The sequence below is a fragment of the Variovorax sp. WS11 genome, assembly GCF_010499245.1.
GTDB lineage: Bacteria > Pseudomonadota > Gammaproteobacteria > Burkholderiales > Burkholderiaceae_C > Variovorax.
Window position 1 is genome coordinate 333,579 of the sequence record NZ_JAAGOW010000003.1, and the last position, 14,670, is coordinate 348,248.

Annotated in this window: 13 protein-coding genes and 2 pseudogenes; 11 read left to right on the plus strand and 4 right to left on the minus strand. The window is 69.0% G+C overall.

From position 1 onward, the window contains the following. Window positions 1–3 precede the first annotated feature (3 nt). Entirely contained in the window at window positions 4–906 is a 903-nt protein-coding gene (locus GXN78_RS27250) for an AraC family transcriptional regulator (protein WP_106554748.1), read from the minus strand. A 222-nt stretch (window positions 907–1,128) separates the two neighbouring features. On the opposite strand from GXN78_RS27250, the gene GXN78_RS27255 reads away from it, so the two are divergent. The 11 genes and pseudogenes from GXN78_RS27255 to GXN78_RS42020 form a co-directional block, all read left to right on the plus strand. Next, window positions 1,129–2,706, plus strand: coding sequence for an ABC transporter substrate-binding protein (locus GXN78_RS27255; protein ID WP_106554747.1), 1,578 nt, complete (start codon window positions 1,129–1,131; stop codon window positions 2,704–2,706). Window positions 2,707–2,721: 15 nt separating this feature from the next. Further along, on the plus strand, window positions 2,722–3,732 hold the full coding sequence (locus tag GXN78_RS27260) for a M14 family metallopeptidase (protein WP_106554746.1): 1,011 nt from the start codon (window positions 2,722–2,724) through the stop codon (window positions 3,730–3,732). Between the two features lie 19 nt (window positions 3,733–3,751). Further along, the gene (locus GXN78_RS27265; RefSeq protein ID WP_106554745.1) at window positions 3,752–4,729 is read left to right on the plus strand and encodes an ABC transporter permease; all 978 of its coding nucleotides are present in this window, start codon (window positions 3,752–3,754) and stop codon (window positions 4,727–4,729) included. A gap of 44 nt (window positions 4,730–4,773) precedes the next feature. Beyond that, complete coding sequence (locus tag GXN78_RS27270) at window positions 4,774–5,736, plus strand: ABC transporter permease (protein ID WP_106554744.1); 963 nt, start codon at window positions 4,774–4,776, stop codon at window positions 5,734–5,736. A gap of 5 nt (window positions 5,737–5,741) precedes the next feature. After that, window positions 5,742–6,740: an ABC transporter ATP-binding protein gene (locus tag GXN78_RS27275; RefSeq protein WP_106554743.1), complete on the plus strand. Its 999-nt coding sequence runs from the start codon at window positions 5,742–5,744 to the stop codon at window positions 6,738–6,740. 4 nt (window positions 6,741–6,744) lie between these two features. Next, a complete protein-coding gene (locus tag GXN78_RS27280; RefSeq protein ID WP_106554742.1) occupies window positions 6,745–7,839 on the plus strand; it encodes an oligopeptide/dipeptide ABC transporter ATP-binding protein in 1,095 nt (364 codons plus the stop codon). Window positions 7,840–8,025: 186 nt separating this feature from the next. Beyond that, window positions 8,026–8,982, plus strand: a complete 957-nt coding sequence (locus GXN78_RS27285) for a LuxR family transcriptional regulator (RefSeq protein ID WP_164255798.1) — start codon at window positions 8,026–8,028, stop codon at window positions 8,980–8,982. Window positions 8,983–9,146: 164 nt separating this feature from the next. After that, complete coding sequence (locus tag GXN78_RS27290) at window positions 9,147–9,368, plus strand: hypothetical protein (protein WP_106554740.1); 222 nt, start codon at window positions 9,147–9,149, stop codon at window positions 9,366–9,368. Window positions 9,369–9,449: 81 nt separating this feature from the next. Further along, window positions 9,450–10,178 (plus strand): hypothetical protein, encoded by a 729-nt coding sequence (locus GXN78_RS41455; protein ID WP_146162975.1) that lies wholly within the window; start codon window positions 9,450–9,452, stop codon window positions 10,176–10,178. After that, window positions 10,088–10,939: a transglutaminase domain-containing protein gene (locus GXN78_RS41460; RefSeq protein WP_239142966.1), complete on the plus strand. Its 852-nt coding sequence runs from the start codon at window positions 10,088–10,090 to the stop codon at window positions 10,937–10,939. The genes GXN78_RS41455 and GXN78_RS41460 overlap by 91 nt, the downstream gene beginning before the upstream one ends. Window positions 10,940–11,385: 446 nt before the next feature. Further along, a pseudogene (locus GXN78_RS42020) lies at window positions 11,386–11,994 on the plus strand (DUF6531 domain-containing protein); the annotation flags it as partial. Window positions 11,995–12,228: 234 nt separating this feature from the next. On the opposite strand, the pseudogene GXN78_RS41470 reads toward GXN78_RS42020, so the two are convergent. The 3 genes and pseudogenes from GXN78_RS41470 to GXN78_RS27315 all read right to left on the minus strand — a co-directional run. Then, a pseudogene (locus GXN78_RS41470) lies at window positions 12,229–12,690 on the minus strand (glycosyltransferase); the annotation flags it as partial. A 3-nt stretch (window positions 12,691–12,693) separates the two neighbouring features. After that, the gene (locus GXN78_RS27310) at window positions 12,694–13,833 is read right to left on the minus strand and encodes an ATP-binding protein (protein ID WP_106554738.1); all 1,140 of its coding nucleotides are present in this window, start codon (window positions 13,831–13,833) and stop codon (window positions 12,694–12,696) included. Then, window positions 13,830–14,504 (minus strand): response regulator transcription factor, encoded by a 675-nt coding sequence (locus tag GXN78_RS27315; protein WP_106554737.1) that lies wholly within the window; start codon window positions 14,502–14,504, stop codon window positions 13,830–13,832. Before GXN78_RS27315 ends, GXN78_RS27310 begins: the two co-directional genes overlap by 4 nt. Window positions 14,505–14,670: the final 166 nt, after the last annotated feature.

The following is a 14,670-nucleotide window of genomic DNA, read 5'->3' on the forward strand; positions in this document are numbered from 1 at the left end:
GCCTCACTCCACGATGCCGTTGCGCGCCGAAGGCGGCTGCAGCGCATCGAGCGCCGACAGGCGCCGGTACTCGCCCGGCACCACTGCGTAGGTGCTGAGGAAGGTCTTGTGCAGATGGCTCTGGTCGCTGAAGCCGGCCGCGTGCGCCGCGTAGGTGACGCGTGCGCCGCCGGCGATCAGGTCGCGGGCGTACTCGATGCGGTGGCCCACCAGCAGCTCGTGCGGCGTGAAGCCCCAGGCGCTCTTGAAGCGGCGCTGCAGGTGCACCGGATGCCAGCCCACCGTCTCGGCCAGGCCGTCGAGCGTGAGGCGCTGGTGGAAGCCCGAGGCGATCAGGCCGTAGAGCCGGTTCACGCGCTCGTCGCCGCTGTCGATGGCGAGCGCGGGGCCTTGCAGCGCGCTTGGCGCATCGACGGCCTGCAGCGGCATCCACTGCGCGAGGCGCTCGCGCATAAGCGCGCGGCCAACCGCGGCGGCTTCCTCGTTGCCGCTGCGCGCGGCCTCCTGCAGCAGGCGGTGGCATTCGAGGAAATCGCGCGCTGCCGATGGCTGAGAGAAGACGGCGACCGCCGCGTCGCCTTCGACCGGCTGCACCTGGGCGCCGCCGGCATCGGCCGGGCTCACGCATCGTGCGACCGCGAAGCTGCAGTACATCGCGTCTTCGCGCCAGGGGGCGCTGCGGGCCTGCACCGAATGCCACACCTGCGGCGCGATGCGCAGCAGCGTGCCCGGGGGCACCACCATCACGCCGCCGGGCGTGCGCACCTGCAGCTCCGTGTCGCACACCGAGAGCGTGAAGCCCACGTGACGGTGCGGCCGGATCTCGCGCTGCATGAAGCGGTTGGCGGTGAATTGAAGCCCCGCGAGTTCAGCGTCTCGCCAGTAGCAGGAGTCGAGGAGTTCCATCGAAGGCCCAGGTCCGGCGGACCTTAAGAATCTACAAGGCGAAAAATTCGCCGCTTGGTAATTTCGCGGTCATCGATTGCGGCGCAGTCGATTCACCGATTCGAAGGGCGTGAGCATGCCAGTGCCCAGCGATTCTGTGAAGGGCGATCGACATCTTCGCCACGCTTCGCAGCGTGGGGAATGCGCTCGTGCAAACCAACGTTTTCGAACCGGAGAAGAACCATGAGATGGAGACAAGGGCGCCTGCGCGGCTGGCTGTGCGCGGCATCGCTGGCGCTCGCCGCCTGCGCGCTGCCCGCGCAGGAACTGCGCATTGGGTTGGCCAGCAATCCCAGCACGGTGGACCCGCACTTCTACAACAACGATGCCGTCAGCGCGGTGATGAGCCATGCCTACGAGACGCTGGTGGCGCTGGACCCCGACGCGCGCCTGGTGCCCGCGCTCGCTGCCTCGTGGCGCGCGGTCGACGACCGGACCTGGGAGTTCAAGCTGCGCGACGGCGTCAAGTTCCACGACGGCAGCAGCCTGAGCGCGGAAGACGTGCTGTTCTCGCTCGACCGCCCCGCGGCGATCGCCAACAGCCCGAGCTCCTTCGCCACCTACGCGCGCAGCATCACGGGCAAGAAGGCCATCGACCGGCTGACCGTGCAGCTCACCACCGCCGCGCCCGCGCCGCTCTTGCCGAATGACCTGACACGCATCTTCATCGTCTCGAAAAAGGCGGCCGAGAAGGCGAGCACCGACGACTTCAACCAGGTGAAGGTGGATGCCGGCACCGGCCCCTTCCGGATCGTGAAGTTCAGCCCCGGCGCCTCGGTGCAGTTCGCGCGCTTCGACGACTACTGGGGCGCGAAGCCGGCCTGGGCTGCGCTCACGCTGCGCATGCTGCCGGCCGATGCGGCGCGCATGTCGGCGCTGCTGTCGGGCGACGTGCAGCTGGTGGAGAACGTGCAGGCCAACTTGGTCTCGCAGTTCCGGCAGAACAAGGACCTGGCCGTGTTCGACAAGGTGTCGAGCCGCGTGATGTTCCTCTACACCGACCACCGCGACAGCTCGCCCTTCGTCACCGACAAGGAGGGCCGGCCGCTGGCGAAGAACCCGCTGAAGGATGCGCGGGTGCGCCAGGCGATCTCGAAGCTGATCGACCGCAAGCTGCTGGCCGAGCGCGTGCTGGACCGGCTGGCCGTGCCCACCGCCAACATCGCCGCGCCCGGCATGTTCGGCTTCAACCCGAAGCTCAAGCCCGAGGCCGTGGACCTGGCCGGTGCGCGCAGGCTGCTGGCCGAAGCGGGCTACCCCGAGGGCTTCGGCCTCACGCTCTTCGGGCCCAACGACCGCTACATCAACGACGAGCAGGTGGTGCAGGCCATCGGCCAGATGCTCACGCGTGGCGGCATCGCGACCAAGGTGCAGGTCTCGCCGATGTCGACCTACGTGGGACGGGCATCGAAGAAGGAGCTGGGCTTCGGCTTGCTGGGCTGGGGCGTGGGCGGCGGCGAGCCCTCGGGCGCGATGCGCGGCCTGCTTGGCACGTCGGACAAGGAGAAGGGCATGGGCGCCACCAACTGGAGCAGCTACGCCAGCCCGGCGTTCGATGCGCTGCTGACCGAGGCCCTGCGCACCGTGGACGACCGCAAGCGCGAGCAGCTGCTGCAGGACGCGGCCGAGCAGGCGCTGGCGAAGGACTTCGCCATCATCCCGCTCTACCACCAGGTCGCGACCTGGGCCGGCCGCAAGGGCATCGCCTTCGTGCCGCGGGTGGACGAGTTCACGCTGGCCTACCAGGTCCGGCCGGATTGAGGGGGGCGCGCGTTCATGCTGCAGCAGCTCGACCACCTGCCTCCCGGCTTCATGACGGCCTCGGCGCGCGATCTGCATCGCGTGCTGCCGGGGCCGACGCTGATCCATCTGCCCGGCGATGCGCCGGAGCCCTTGTTCGTCTCGATCCTGCTGCACGGCAACGAGGACGTCGGCCTGTTGGCGCTGCAGTCGGTGCTGGCCAGCCATGGCGCGCGCCGGCTGCCGCGTGCGCTCTCGGTCTTCGTCGGCAATGTGGAGGCGGCCCGGGCCGGCGTGCGCCGGCTGGAGCACCAGCCCGACTTCAACCGCATCTGGTCGACCGCGCCGCCGCGCACGCCCTACGAGCACATGGCGGCAGCGGTGGTGGAGGTCATGCGTCAGCGCGCCGTCTTCGCCACGCTGGACCTGCACAACAACTCCGGGCGCAATCCGCTGTACAGCTGCCTGAGCGGCACGCAGCGGCAGCACCTGGTGCTGGCGCGCCTGTTCTCGCCGCTGGCCGTGCTGATCGAATCGCAGCCTTCGCTGGGCGCGGCCTTCGCGGCCTTCTCGCCGAGCATCAGCTGCGAGTGCGGCGAGATCGGCAGCGCTCAGGGCGTTTTCCGCGCGGCGGCGCTGATCGACAAGTGCCTGCGCGCCACGCGCGAGATTTTCGAGGCCGGGGAGGGCGGGTCGCTCGACATCTTCCAGGCCTTTGCAAAGCTGAAGGTGCGCGACACGCTCACGATCTCCTGCGACGGCACGGAGGAGGCCGATGTCCGCCTCGCGCCCGACATCGAGTCGCTCAACTTCTGCGCGCTGCAGGCCGGCCATGTGATCGCGACCACGGCCGCGCACCTGGACATCGAGCCGCTGCAGGCCCTGCGCCTGAACGGCGAACCGATCGAGGACTTGCTGGTGCGCAAAGGCACGCGGCTGAGCCTCGCGCAGCCCGCCATCGCCGCCATGCTCACGCGCGACCTGCGCGCGATCCGCCAGGACTGCCTGGGCTACCTGATGCGGCGCGTTCGCCTCGCGGCCTCCTGAACCACAGCCAGCCTCACCCATGCTTGCCTTCGTGATACGACGCCTCGGGCAGAGCCTGCTCGTGCTCTTCGCCATGTCCCTGCTGGTCTTCGCCAGCGTCTACCTGATCGGCAACCCGGCCGACATCCTGATCAGCATGGATGCCGACCAGGCCGAGCGCGCGCGGCTGGCCCATGCCATGGGCCTGGACCGCTCCCTGCCGCTGCAGTACGCGCAATTCCTGTGGCGCGCGCTACAGGGCGACCTGGGGCAGTCCTTCGTGCATGGCGTGCCGGCGGTGGCGCTGGTGTTCGAGCGCCTGCCCGCGACGCTGGAGCTGGCCGCGGTCGCGATGGCGATCGCGATGGGCATCGGGCTGCCGCTGGGCCTGTGGGCCGGGCTGAAGCCCGAGTCCTTCGCCGGCAAGGCGATCATGACCGGCTCCATCCTCGGCTTCTCGCTGCCGACCTTCTGGGTGGGGCTGATGCTGATCATGGTGTTCTCGGTGCAGCTGGGCTGGCTGCCGGCCGGCGGGCGCGGGCCGACCCAGGAGCTGCTCGGGCTGCAGCTTTCGCTCTTCAGCCTCGAGGGCTGGAAGCACCTGCTGCTGCCGGCGCTCAACCTCGCGCTCTTCAAGCTGGCGCTGGTCACGCGGCTCACGCGGGCCGGCACGCGCGAGGCGCTGACGCAGGACTACGTGAAGTTCGCGCGTGCCAAGGGGCTGTCGCCCGCGCGGGTGGTGGGGGTGCATGTGCTGAAGAACATCATGGTGCCCATCGTCACGGTGGTGGCGCTGGAGTTCGGCGCGCTGGTCGCCTTCGCCGCCGTCACCGAAACCATCTTCGCCTGGCCCGGCGCCGGCAAGCTGATCATCGAATCGATCGGCCTGCTGGACCGCCCGGTGGTGGTGGCCTACCTGCTGGTGGTGGTGGCGATGTTCACGCTGCTCAACCTGCTGGTGGACATCGCCTATTCGGCGCTCGATCCGCGGGTGCGGCTGGGCGATGCCGGAGCCTGACCCCCTGCAGGCACTGCTTTCCACGACAACAACGATCCATCCCCATGAGTACACAGTTCGCCACCCTCGGCGAGGGCGCCGAGGTGCCCGCCTCGCCGGTCCCGAAGCCTGCGGCCGACGCAGCGCCGGTTGAATCGCCGCTGCGCCTTTTCCTGCGGCAGTACGCCGAATCGAAGATCGCCCTCATCGGCGCCGCGCTGCTGCTCCTGCTGGCGCTCGCCGCGCTGCTCGCGCCGGTGCTGGCATCGCAGAACCCCTACGACCTGGCGCAGCTCGACATCCTCGACGCGCGCCTGCCGCCGAGCTCGCACGCCGCCGAGGCCGGCCGGCGCTACTTGCTGGGCACCGACGAGCAGGGGCGCGACATGCTCTCCGCGATGCTCTACGGCCTGCGCATCTCGCTGGCCATCGGCATCGTCGCCACCGTGGCCGCGCTGTCGCTGGGCAGCACGCTGGGCCTGCTGGCGGCCTATGCGGGCGGGCGGCTCGATGCCTTCCTGATGCGGGTGGTGGACATCCAGCTGTCCTTCCCGGCCATCCTGCTGGCGCTGGTGCTGAGCACGGTGCTGCAGCCGGGCGTGGGCAACGTCGCGCTGGCGCTGGTGGCGGTGCAGTGGGCCTACTACGCGCGCACCGTGCGCGCCGCCGCGTTGGTCGAGCGCAAGAAGGAATACATCGAGGCCGCGCAGGGCCTGGGCCTGTCGGGCGCGCGCATCGTGTTTCGCCACTTGCTGCCCAACTGCCTGCCGCCGGTGATCGTGGTGGCGGCGCTGCAGGTGGCCAACGCGATCGCGCTGGAGGCCACGCTGTCCTTCCTGGGCATCGGCGTGCCGATCACCGAGCCCTCGCTGGGCCTGATGATCGCCAACGGCCAGCAGTCCCTGCTGGCGGGGCAGTACTGGATGTCGGTCTATCCGGGCCTGCTGCTGCTGGCGACCATCCTCGCGATCAACCTGGTGGCCGACCAGCTGCGCGATGTGCTGAACCCGCGGCTTTCGAGGCAGTGAGCACCATGACGACTCCCACGCTGATCGTCGAAGGGCTGCAGACGCGCTTCTTCACCCGCGCCGGCATCGCGACCGCGGTCGACGAGGTCTCGTTCACGGTGGATCGGGGCCAGGTGATGGGCCTGGTGGGCGAGTCCGGCTCCGGCAAGTCGATGACGGGCTACTCGATGCTGGGCCTGGTCGACGCACCAGGCCGCGTGACCGGCGGCAAGGTGCTGCTGACGCAGCGCGACGGCGAGGTGCTGGACCTGCTCCAGCTCTCGCCGCGTGCGCTGCAGGCGGTGCGCGGCAACCGCGTCGCGATGATCTTCCAGGACCCGATGATGACGCTCAACCCGGTGCTGCGCATCGACACGCAGATGATCGAGGCGGTGCGCGCGCATCACCGCGTGAGTGCGAAGGCGGCGCGCGAGCGTGCGGCCGCGGCGCTGGCCAAGGTGGGCATCGCCTCGCCGCACGAACGGCTGCTGGCCTACCCGCACCAGTTCTCGGGCGGCATGCGGCAGCGGGTGGCGATCGCGATCGCGCTGCTCAACGAGCCCGACCTGATCATCGCGGACGAGCCGACCACGGCACTGGACGTGACCATCCAGGGCCAGATCCTCGCGGAGATGCAGGCGCTGTGCCGCGAGTCGGGCACGGCGCTGGTCTGGATCACGCACGACCTCTCGGTGGTCGCGGGCCTGGCGGACACGGTGTCGGTGATGTATGCCGGGCGCATCGTCGAGCAGGGCCCCGTGGCCGAGGTGCTGGAGCGGCCGCGCCATCCCTACACCCGCGGCCTGATCGCCAGCGCGCCTTCGCGCAATCCGCGCGGCCGGCCGCTGGCGCAGATCCCGGGCATGACGCCCTCGCTGCTCGCGCTGCCGCCGGGCTGCGCCTTCCAGGCCCGCTGTGCGCGCGCCGATGCGGCCTGCCGCGCAACACCGCCGCTCGTGCGCCTGCCCGAGCGGCAGCTGCGCTGCTTCCATCCTCATTCCGTGATTGCCGCGACGACGGCTTGAATCCATGCAGACCTCGACACCCTTGCTGGAACTGCGCGCTACGTCCAAGCGCTTCGTGAAAAAAGCCGATGCCGCGGCCCGGCTCGCGCGCCTGCTGGGCGCGCCGCCGGCGGCGCAGACGGTGCATGCGGTCGATCGCGTCTCGCTCGCCGTGAGAAGCGGCGAGGTGGTGGGCCTGGTCGGCGAGTCGGGCTGCGGCAAGTCGACGCTGGGGCGACTGGCGGCAGGGCTGCACGGCCTCAGCGAAGGGGAGCGCTGGTGGCAGGGCGAGAACACCGCGGCGCTGGAGCAGCGGCTGCCGCGCGCCGACTACCGGCGGCACATGCTGGGCATCCAGATGGTCTTCCAGGACCCTTACGCCAGCCTCAACCCGCGCCTGCGGGTGCAGCAGATCGTGGGCGAAGCGCCTCTGGCGCATGGGCTGGTCGATGCCGGCGGGCAGCAGGAGCTGGTGGCCGGCCTGCTGCGCCGGGTCGGGCTGGACCCGCAGCTCATGCGCCGATATCCGCACCAGTTCTCGGGCGGGCAGCGTGCGCGCATCGGCATCGCGCGCGCACTCGCGGTGCGGCCGCGGCTGCTGATCTGCGACGAGGCCGTGGCCGCGCTCGACGTCTCGATCCAGGCGCAGGTGATCAATCTCTTCATGCAGCTGCGCGAGGAGCTCCGGCTGACCTACCTTTTCATCAGCCACGACCTGGGCGTGGTGCGGCATATCAGCGACCGCGTGCTGGTGATGTACCTCGGGCGGGTGGTGGAGTCGGCGCCGGCCGAAGCCATCTTCGAAGAGCCGCTGCATCCCTACACGCAGGGCCTGCTGGCCGAGGCGCCGAAGCTGGAGGTGCGCAGGAAGCGCTTCGTCGCGATCCGTGGGGAGATCCCATCGCCGATGAACCCGCCGCGCGGCTGCCACTTCCATCCGCGCTGCCCGCAGGCGCTGCCGCGCTGCGCCGAGGAGGCGCCGGTGCTGGCGCCGGCGGGGGCCGATCGCTGGGTGGCTTGTCATCGAATCGACACACAGGCGGTCGACGCGGCGGCGTCCTACAAGACCGGGTCAGCGGGGGTTAAGAATTTACAAGGCGCAGTCACCGGCTTTTGCTAACTTGCGGACGCAGGGTGGCCTTGGCGTGGCCGCCCACTGATGCACGCAGCGCATCGATCTGGCTCATCAATTTCACTGGACGCCCGCGAGGGGCCGAATGATCATGAATGTTTGCCGTGGCGCGCCTGCGCCTTTCAGCGAATCCGCAACCATGATGATGAACATGCCCGTGGGCAGGTGCAGGCCATGATGCTGTCATCCCTGCTGCAACGCGCCGCGGCCTCGTCGCTGCCTGCGGCGAGGGCCGGCGAAGCGGCGCCTTCGGCCGGTGAAGGCAGCGTGCCCGGCGGACCTCCGCCGCAGCTCTATGCCGAGGAGCAGCTGTGCCGGCCCGAGACTCTGGGCCGCCATGCCGAGCTGCCCGGCATCGTGCGGGATCTGGTGGAGGCCGGCAGCATCGACGCCCGGGCGCGCCTGGTGCGCGGCATGCTGCACGCGATCGGCTTCGAGTGGATGGGCTACGGCATGGTCACCTATGTGCGCGGCCAGTCCTGGCCGCTGAGCTTCTTCACCGGCTACGCCAATGCGCACTGGGTGCGTCGCTACTTCGCGCAGCGCCACTACGAGGTGGATGCGCGGCACCAGGAGGCGCCGGCCTCCAGCCTGCCGCTGCTGTGGGACGTGAGCCAGCTGGAAGCCTCGCTCACCGGCCCGGACCCGAGCGAGCGGCGCCGACGCTTTCTGGACGACCTGCATGCCAGCGGCATCCGCAGCGGCCTGTTTTTTCGCCTGGCCTCGCCCACGCACGTGAACGAGCACACGGTGATCAGCCTGACCTCGAGCGCGCTCAGCCGCAGCTGGATCACCGAGGACGTGGTGGGCCAGTCGCTGGTGCTGAGCCTGAGCGTGCACGAGTACCTGTCGCGCCACGCGCGCGTGCCGGCCGCACCGGCGGCGGCGCGGGCCGAGATGTCGGGCATGTCGCCGACGCAGCAGTACATCCTCGAGCACCTGCTGCAGGGGCGCAGCGACAAGGAGATCGCCTACCGCTTGCAGCTGTCGTCGCACACGGTGGACTACCACATGCGCCAACTGCGGCGCCGCTTCGCGGCCCGCAACCGGGTGCAGTTGGTGAAGGCGGCGACGCAATCGCAGCACGGGGAGAGCGGCTTCGGCGGGGTCAGCCAGCTGTCGACGCTCTAGCGTTGGCAGAGCTTGGGCGGCTGACGCTCGAGCTGACCCGCTGCGTCTGGCGGACAGAAGGCAGGCGGAAGTCTTACCAGTCTGTCCTACCAAGGTTGGTAGTTACGCAAGACGCCCATTGAAGGCCTAATGCGCTCCGTCATCAAGACGGGAGCAAAAAAAGCATGAGGCCAACCACGTCGCGTCGCGACTTCCATCGAGCAGCCCTGGCCGGGCTTCTGCTGTTGGGCGCCGGTGCCGCCCACGCCGGATCCGTGAGCTACGGCTATGACGCCTTGGGGCGTCTGGCCAGTGCCGTGTACAGCAACGGTACCTCCACCACCACGATCACGTACAGCTACGACGCCGGGGGTAATCGCATCTCAGTGGCGACTACCACGCCGTAGCGTCGGCGCGCTGTCGCGGCCCTGGCCCGGGAGGGCAGGGGCTGTTCATTTCCTTTCCATAAAAAACCTCGGGGAGTTCCCATGTCCAAGCTCGCGCGCGCCTGCGCCGTTGTCGTGGCCGTCGCCACATCGCTTGCAGGCGGCATCGCTGCTGCGCAGATCCAGAGCGGCGTTGCTCGCAAGGCGGCAGCGCCTTCCGTTGCCCTCGGCGTTCCCGTACCCGTTGCCAATGCCAAGGCCAGCCAGCGTTCGTCCTCCAATGCCACGGCGGGTTCGGGCAGTTCGTTGAACTTCGCCAGCGGCCAGCCCGCTCTGCGCTACCTGCCGGACGATTTGCCCGCTGCCAAGGACCCGGTGCGGCGCGAGGCCGTCAAGGACGGTGCCAAGGAGGCCGGTGCTTCCGCCCGTGGCGCTACCGCAGCCGGCGCCGCCAGCGCTGGCGCTGGGGAGTTCGCCCCCGCCCCCGGCGTCCTGCGCGCCAACATGCCCCCGGTCACCTTCGCCGACGCCCAGCGCGTCCTCAAGGCCAGAGTGCTTCCGGCCAACGTCAATCAAGGCGTCACCGCGGCCCCCAAGACCAGCAAGACCTCGGCCTCGACCTCGACGTCGGCCATGAAGATCTCCGGCGATGGCAACGCCTTGGGCCCCGCCTCCATCGCCGAGCTCGCGCGCTCCTTGCGCAATCACCCGACCTCATCTACCAGTACGTCCGCAACAACATCGAGTACTACCCTGTCTTCGGAAGCCAAAAAGGCGCCCTTGGCTCGGTGCTGGACAACCAGGCCACCGCCCACGACCAGGCCACCTTGATGGTCGAGCTCCTGCGCGCCTCCGGCTTCGAGGCCAACTACGTGCGCGGCATCGCCAAGCTCAGCGCCGCCCAACTGGCCGAGTGGTGGGGCGTGAGCACCGCCAACGCCTGCGGCGTCCTGTCGCTGCTCGGCCAGGCCCAGATCCCAGTCTACGAGATCAACGCCACCAGTGCCGGCAGCTGCCCCGGCACCGTAGCCGCATTGACCGATGTGTCCTTCGAGCACGTCTGGGTCAAGGTCAGGATCAACGGCAGTTGGTATGCCTTCGACCCCAGCTACAAGCCCCACACCTTCAAGACCGGCATCGACCTCGCCAGTGCCGCCGGCTACAACGCCGCCAACCACCTGGCCTCGGCCCAGAGCGGCGCCACCGTCACTGGCGACTACGTGCAGAACATCAACCGCACCAACATCCGCTTCAATCTCGAGAAGTACGCCGGCATCCTCGCAGGTCACCTGCGCACCAGCAAGCCCGCTGCCACCCTGGACGACGTCATCGGCGGCAAGACCATCGTCCCCTTCTACGGCGCGCTGCGCCAGAGCGCGCTGCCCTACCAGAACACCGCCTGGGGCAGCGAGGAATTGGCCGAGCTCCCGGGCTACATGAAGCCCACCCTGCGGGTGCAGTACCAGGGCATCGACCAGACTTACACCTCCGACGCCATCTACGGCCGGCGTTTGACCCTCACCTACAACGGCGCCAACCAGCCGGTGCTCAAGCTCGACGGCGTGGCCGTCGGTGCGCGGGCACGGCAGTGACCCCAGGTGTTTCCACCCCCATCACCTTCACCGTCACCCACAACGCTTACGTCTCCACCTGGGCCAACCACAGCTTCACCCAGAAGATCAAGGGCGGGGGCACCAACACCTTCCTGATCGCCAACGGCTGGGGCCCCGCCGGCCGTGGCACCGCCGAGAATTACCGGCGCGTGCTCAGCGACCTCAAGGCCTCCGGCGCCGCCGATGCTTCAGAACCTTTGCTGGGATCGACGCTCGCTGTCATCGGCGCCCAGTGGATTGCCCAGAACACCCACGCCGGCTCGATCACCGAGCGCATCGCCGACACGACTCTCTTGCACCAGCACCAGATCGGCATCGTCGGCTACACCGGCAGCGCCTATGTCGACCTCCCGAGCAACGTGCTGGCCGTGGCCAACCTCGCCGGCAATGTCGACAAGGAGAGCGCCGCCTTCGCCAACTGGGCCATGCACCTGAGCATCCTGGAGTCCACCGCGGTGCAGCAGACCACCGGGGTTCCGGCAGTCTCAACCGTCAAGCTCATCGACCTGGCCTCGGCCGCCGGCCAGCGCATCTACAACGCGACTGCCGCCAACTACGCCAGCGCCGTGCAGCCCAACCTCACGGGATGCAGTGCGCACCTGGCCAACTTCAACAGCTACCTGGCCTCTGGGTTGCGCCTGATCCTGCCCGCGCGCTGCGACATCGCCGAGAACAGTTGGGCCGGTGCGGGCTACTTCACCGTGGGCTCGGGCCTCTACCTGGGCTCCGTCATCAGCAATGGCCTCTCGGGCGGCTACTCGACCTACCCTCAGTCCGCAGGGACGGCCACCGAAACTGTGGTCTATGGAGTCCGACCACCCTTCAGCCTGATCCAGGCAGGCCTGGACCTCCTCGGCGACCCGATCGACATGGTCCAAGGCCACTTCCTCTACAACCACGAGGACCTCAACGTCGGCGTCGGCAGCTTCCCGCAGTCCCTGAGCTTCCAGCGCCTGTACAGCTCCGGCATGCGCCACCAGAACGGGTCTCTCGGCAAGGGCTGGACCCACAACTTCAACGCCACCGCAGCGGTCAACTCCGACGGCTTCCAGGCCATGGGCGAGGACTCCGCCCTCGACGCCGTGGGCACCATCGTCGAGCACAAGGCCTCCTTCGACCTCCTGATGGACCCGGCGCGGCCGCTGGCCAAGCTGGTCACCGCCACGCTCGGGCAGCGCTGGTTCGGCGACCAGTTGATCAACAACACCGTGGTGGTGACCCAGGGCCTCAACGCCGAGGTGTTCGTCAAGCTGCCGGACGGGACCGGCATCCGGATGAGCACCGATCTCGAAGCGAAAGACCGAGAAATCGCCGGTCACGCGCCGCCGCCACCGCCGCTTGTCGTCCTCGATGATCAGGAACTTGCCCGGATACTCGAAGAAGGGATCGAGCCCGCCGACGATCACCACGTCCAGGTCGAGGAAGAGCGCCGTGCCGCGCAGGCCGTACAGATCGGCGGCGAAGCCGACCAGCTTGGTCCGGCCGCGCTCGGGCGTGCCCTCGGGCAGGTCGAGCGGGGGGATGGGCCGGCACTCCACCTCGGAGCGGATGCCCTGCGGGTCGTCCGTCAGGCAGGTGAAGCGGAAGCCGCTGCGCAGGTTTCGGCGCACCATGGCATAGAGGCGGTTGACGTACTCGGGGCCGTACTTGGTGCCCCACTTCATGCACAGGATGTGGCGGCGCTGCGCATTGAGCAGGGTGACGTGGAAGGGTATTCGGGTGTCGGACATGGTTCAGTTCGGCGGAGAAGGCATGTAGCGGACATGGACCGCGAGTCCGCCCAGGGCCGGGGAGCGCCCGATGTCGATCGCCATGCGATGCACTGCAGCGATGCGGCGCGCAATCGACAATCCCAGGCCGCTGCCGCTTTCCGCATTGCCCAGGGCCCTGAAGAAGCGCTCGCCCAGGCGGCGCATGTCTGAATCTCGCAGGCCGGGGCCGCCGTCTTCCACGCTGAGCCGAACGCCCGAGGCGCCGCATACAACGCGCACCTCGATGCGGGCCGAGCGCGGACTGTAGCGGACGGCGTTGTCGACGAGGTTGCGAACCAGCACCGCCAGCAGCGTCTCGTCGCCGCGGATGACGCAAGCCGGGCCATCGCTCAATTCCAGGGACTGCCGCTTGGCGAGTGCCCGCGGCGCGATGTCGGCCAGCACGCGGCGGGCGAGGGCGGCGAGGTCGACGTCCTTGTCTTCGGGCATGGCATCGGCTTCCAGGCGCGAAAGCGTGAGCAACTGCTCGACCAGGCGCGTGGCGCGGTCGCAGCCGTCGAGGGTGCCTTGCAGCGCACGGGAGCGGCGCTGTTCATCTGCCTCCTGCATCGCGACCTGCGCATGGGCGCGGATCGCCGCGATGGGCGTGCGCAGTTCATGGGCGGCGTCGGAGGTGAAGCGCCGCTCGGATTCCAGCAGGAACTCGATGCGCCGGAACAGGGCATTGAGCGCATCGATCATCGGCACCATCTCGGAAGGCGCATCGTCGAAGCGCACGCGGTCCAGCACATCGGGCCGGCGCTCGAGCAGCGAGCGCCCGAGCCGCCGCATCGGGCGCAGCCCCCGGTGAACCGCCCACCACACCGCCAGCACCAGCAGCGGCAAAGCGGCGAACAAGGGCCACAAGGTGCTCCGGAGGACGGCCCAGAGGATGGCGTTTCGATGCGACGTGAGCACGTCGACCTGGAGATCGTTCCCGGACCCGCCGTGCTGGGCCATGACCAGCGCGGCCACCTGCGCGAGATGGCTGTCGAGAATTTTCTCCACTTCCTGGCGCGCGTCGAACCAGGTGATGACCGCGGTGCTGATCCAGGCCACGACGACGAAGCCCAGTACCAGCCTTGCCAGGCGGCCCTGCAGCGAGTAGGCGGCCCGGATCACGGCGAAGCGGAAGAAGAGCGCATCAGCACATAGCCCACGCCGCGCACGGTTTGAATGAGCGCATTGCCCAGCTTGCGCCGCAGCCGATGGACATGGACCTCGATGGCGTTGCTCTCTACCTCCTGGCCCCAGCTGTAGAGGTGCTTCTCCAACTGCTCCCGCGACAGGACGCGGCCGGCATGCAGCATGAGCGTGTGCAGCAGGTCGAACTCCCGGCTCGAGAGCAGCACCGGCTCGCCCGCCTTGTGGACCGCGCGTGCGGCGGGGTCCAGGAGAACATCCCGGGCCATCAGGCATTCCTGTGGCTGACCATGCGAGCGCCGCACCAGCGCCCGCAGGCGTGCCGCGAGCTCGCGCATGTCCACCGGCTTGACCACGTAGTCGTCCGCGCCGGCATCGAGGCCGCGGACCCGATCGTGCAGCGCGTCCCGCGCCGTCAGCACGAACACGGGCAGCGTCACGCCCGCTCCGCGAATGACCGTGAGCACCGACAGCCCGTCTTTGAGGGGCAGGCTCAGGTCGAGCACGCAAGCCGCGTAAGGGTTCGCACGCAGCTCGCGCTCGGCGGCGAGGCCGTCGTGGACCCAGTCGACCTGGAAGCCGAGCTGCTGGAGGCCCGCGCGAAGGCCTTCGCCGAGCAGGGTGTCGTCTTCCGCGAGAAGGATGCGCATGGGGCGGGATTGTCTATCCGGCAGGGCCGCTCAGCGATTGCCCTCCGGCTCGCGCCCGGGTTTCGGTGACAGTGGCGGGCTTGTGGTCGGGGTTCGGCATGCGTGTTCGGGTCCGGTTGGCCGCCATGATGCATACCCGTCCTTATCGCATCCTTAACAGCGCGCC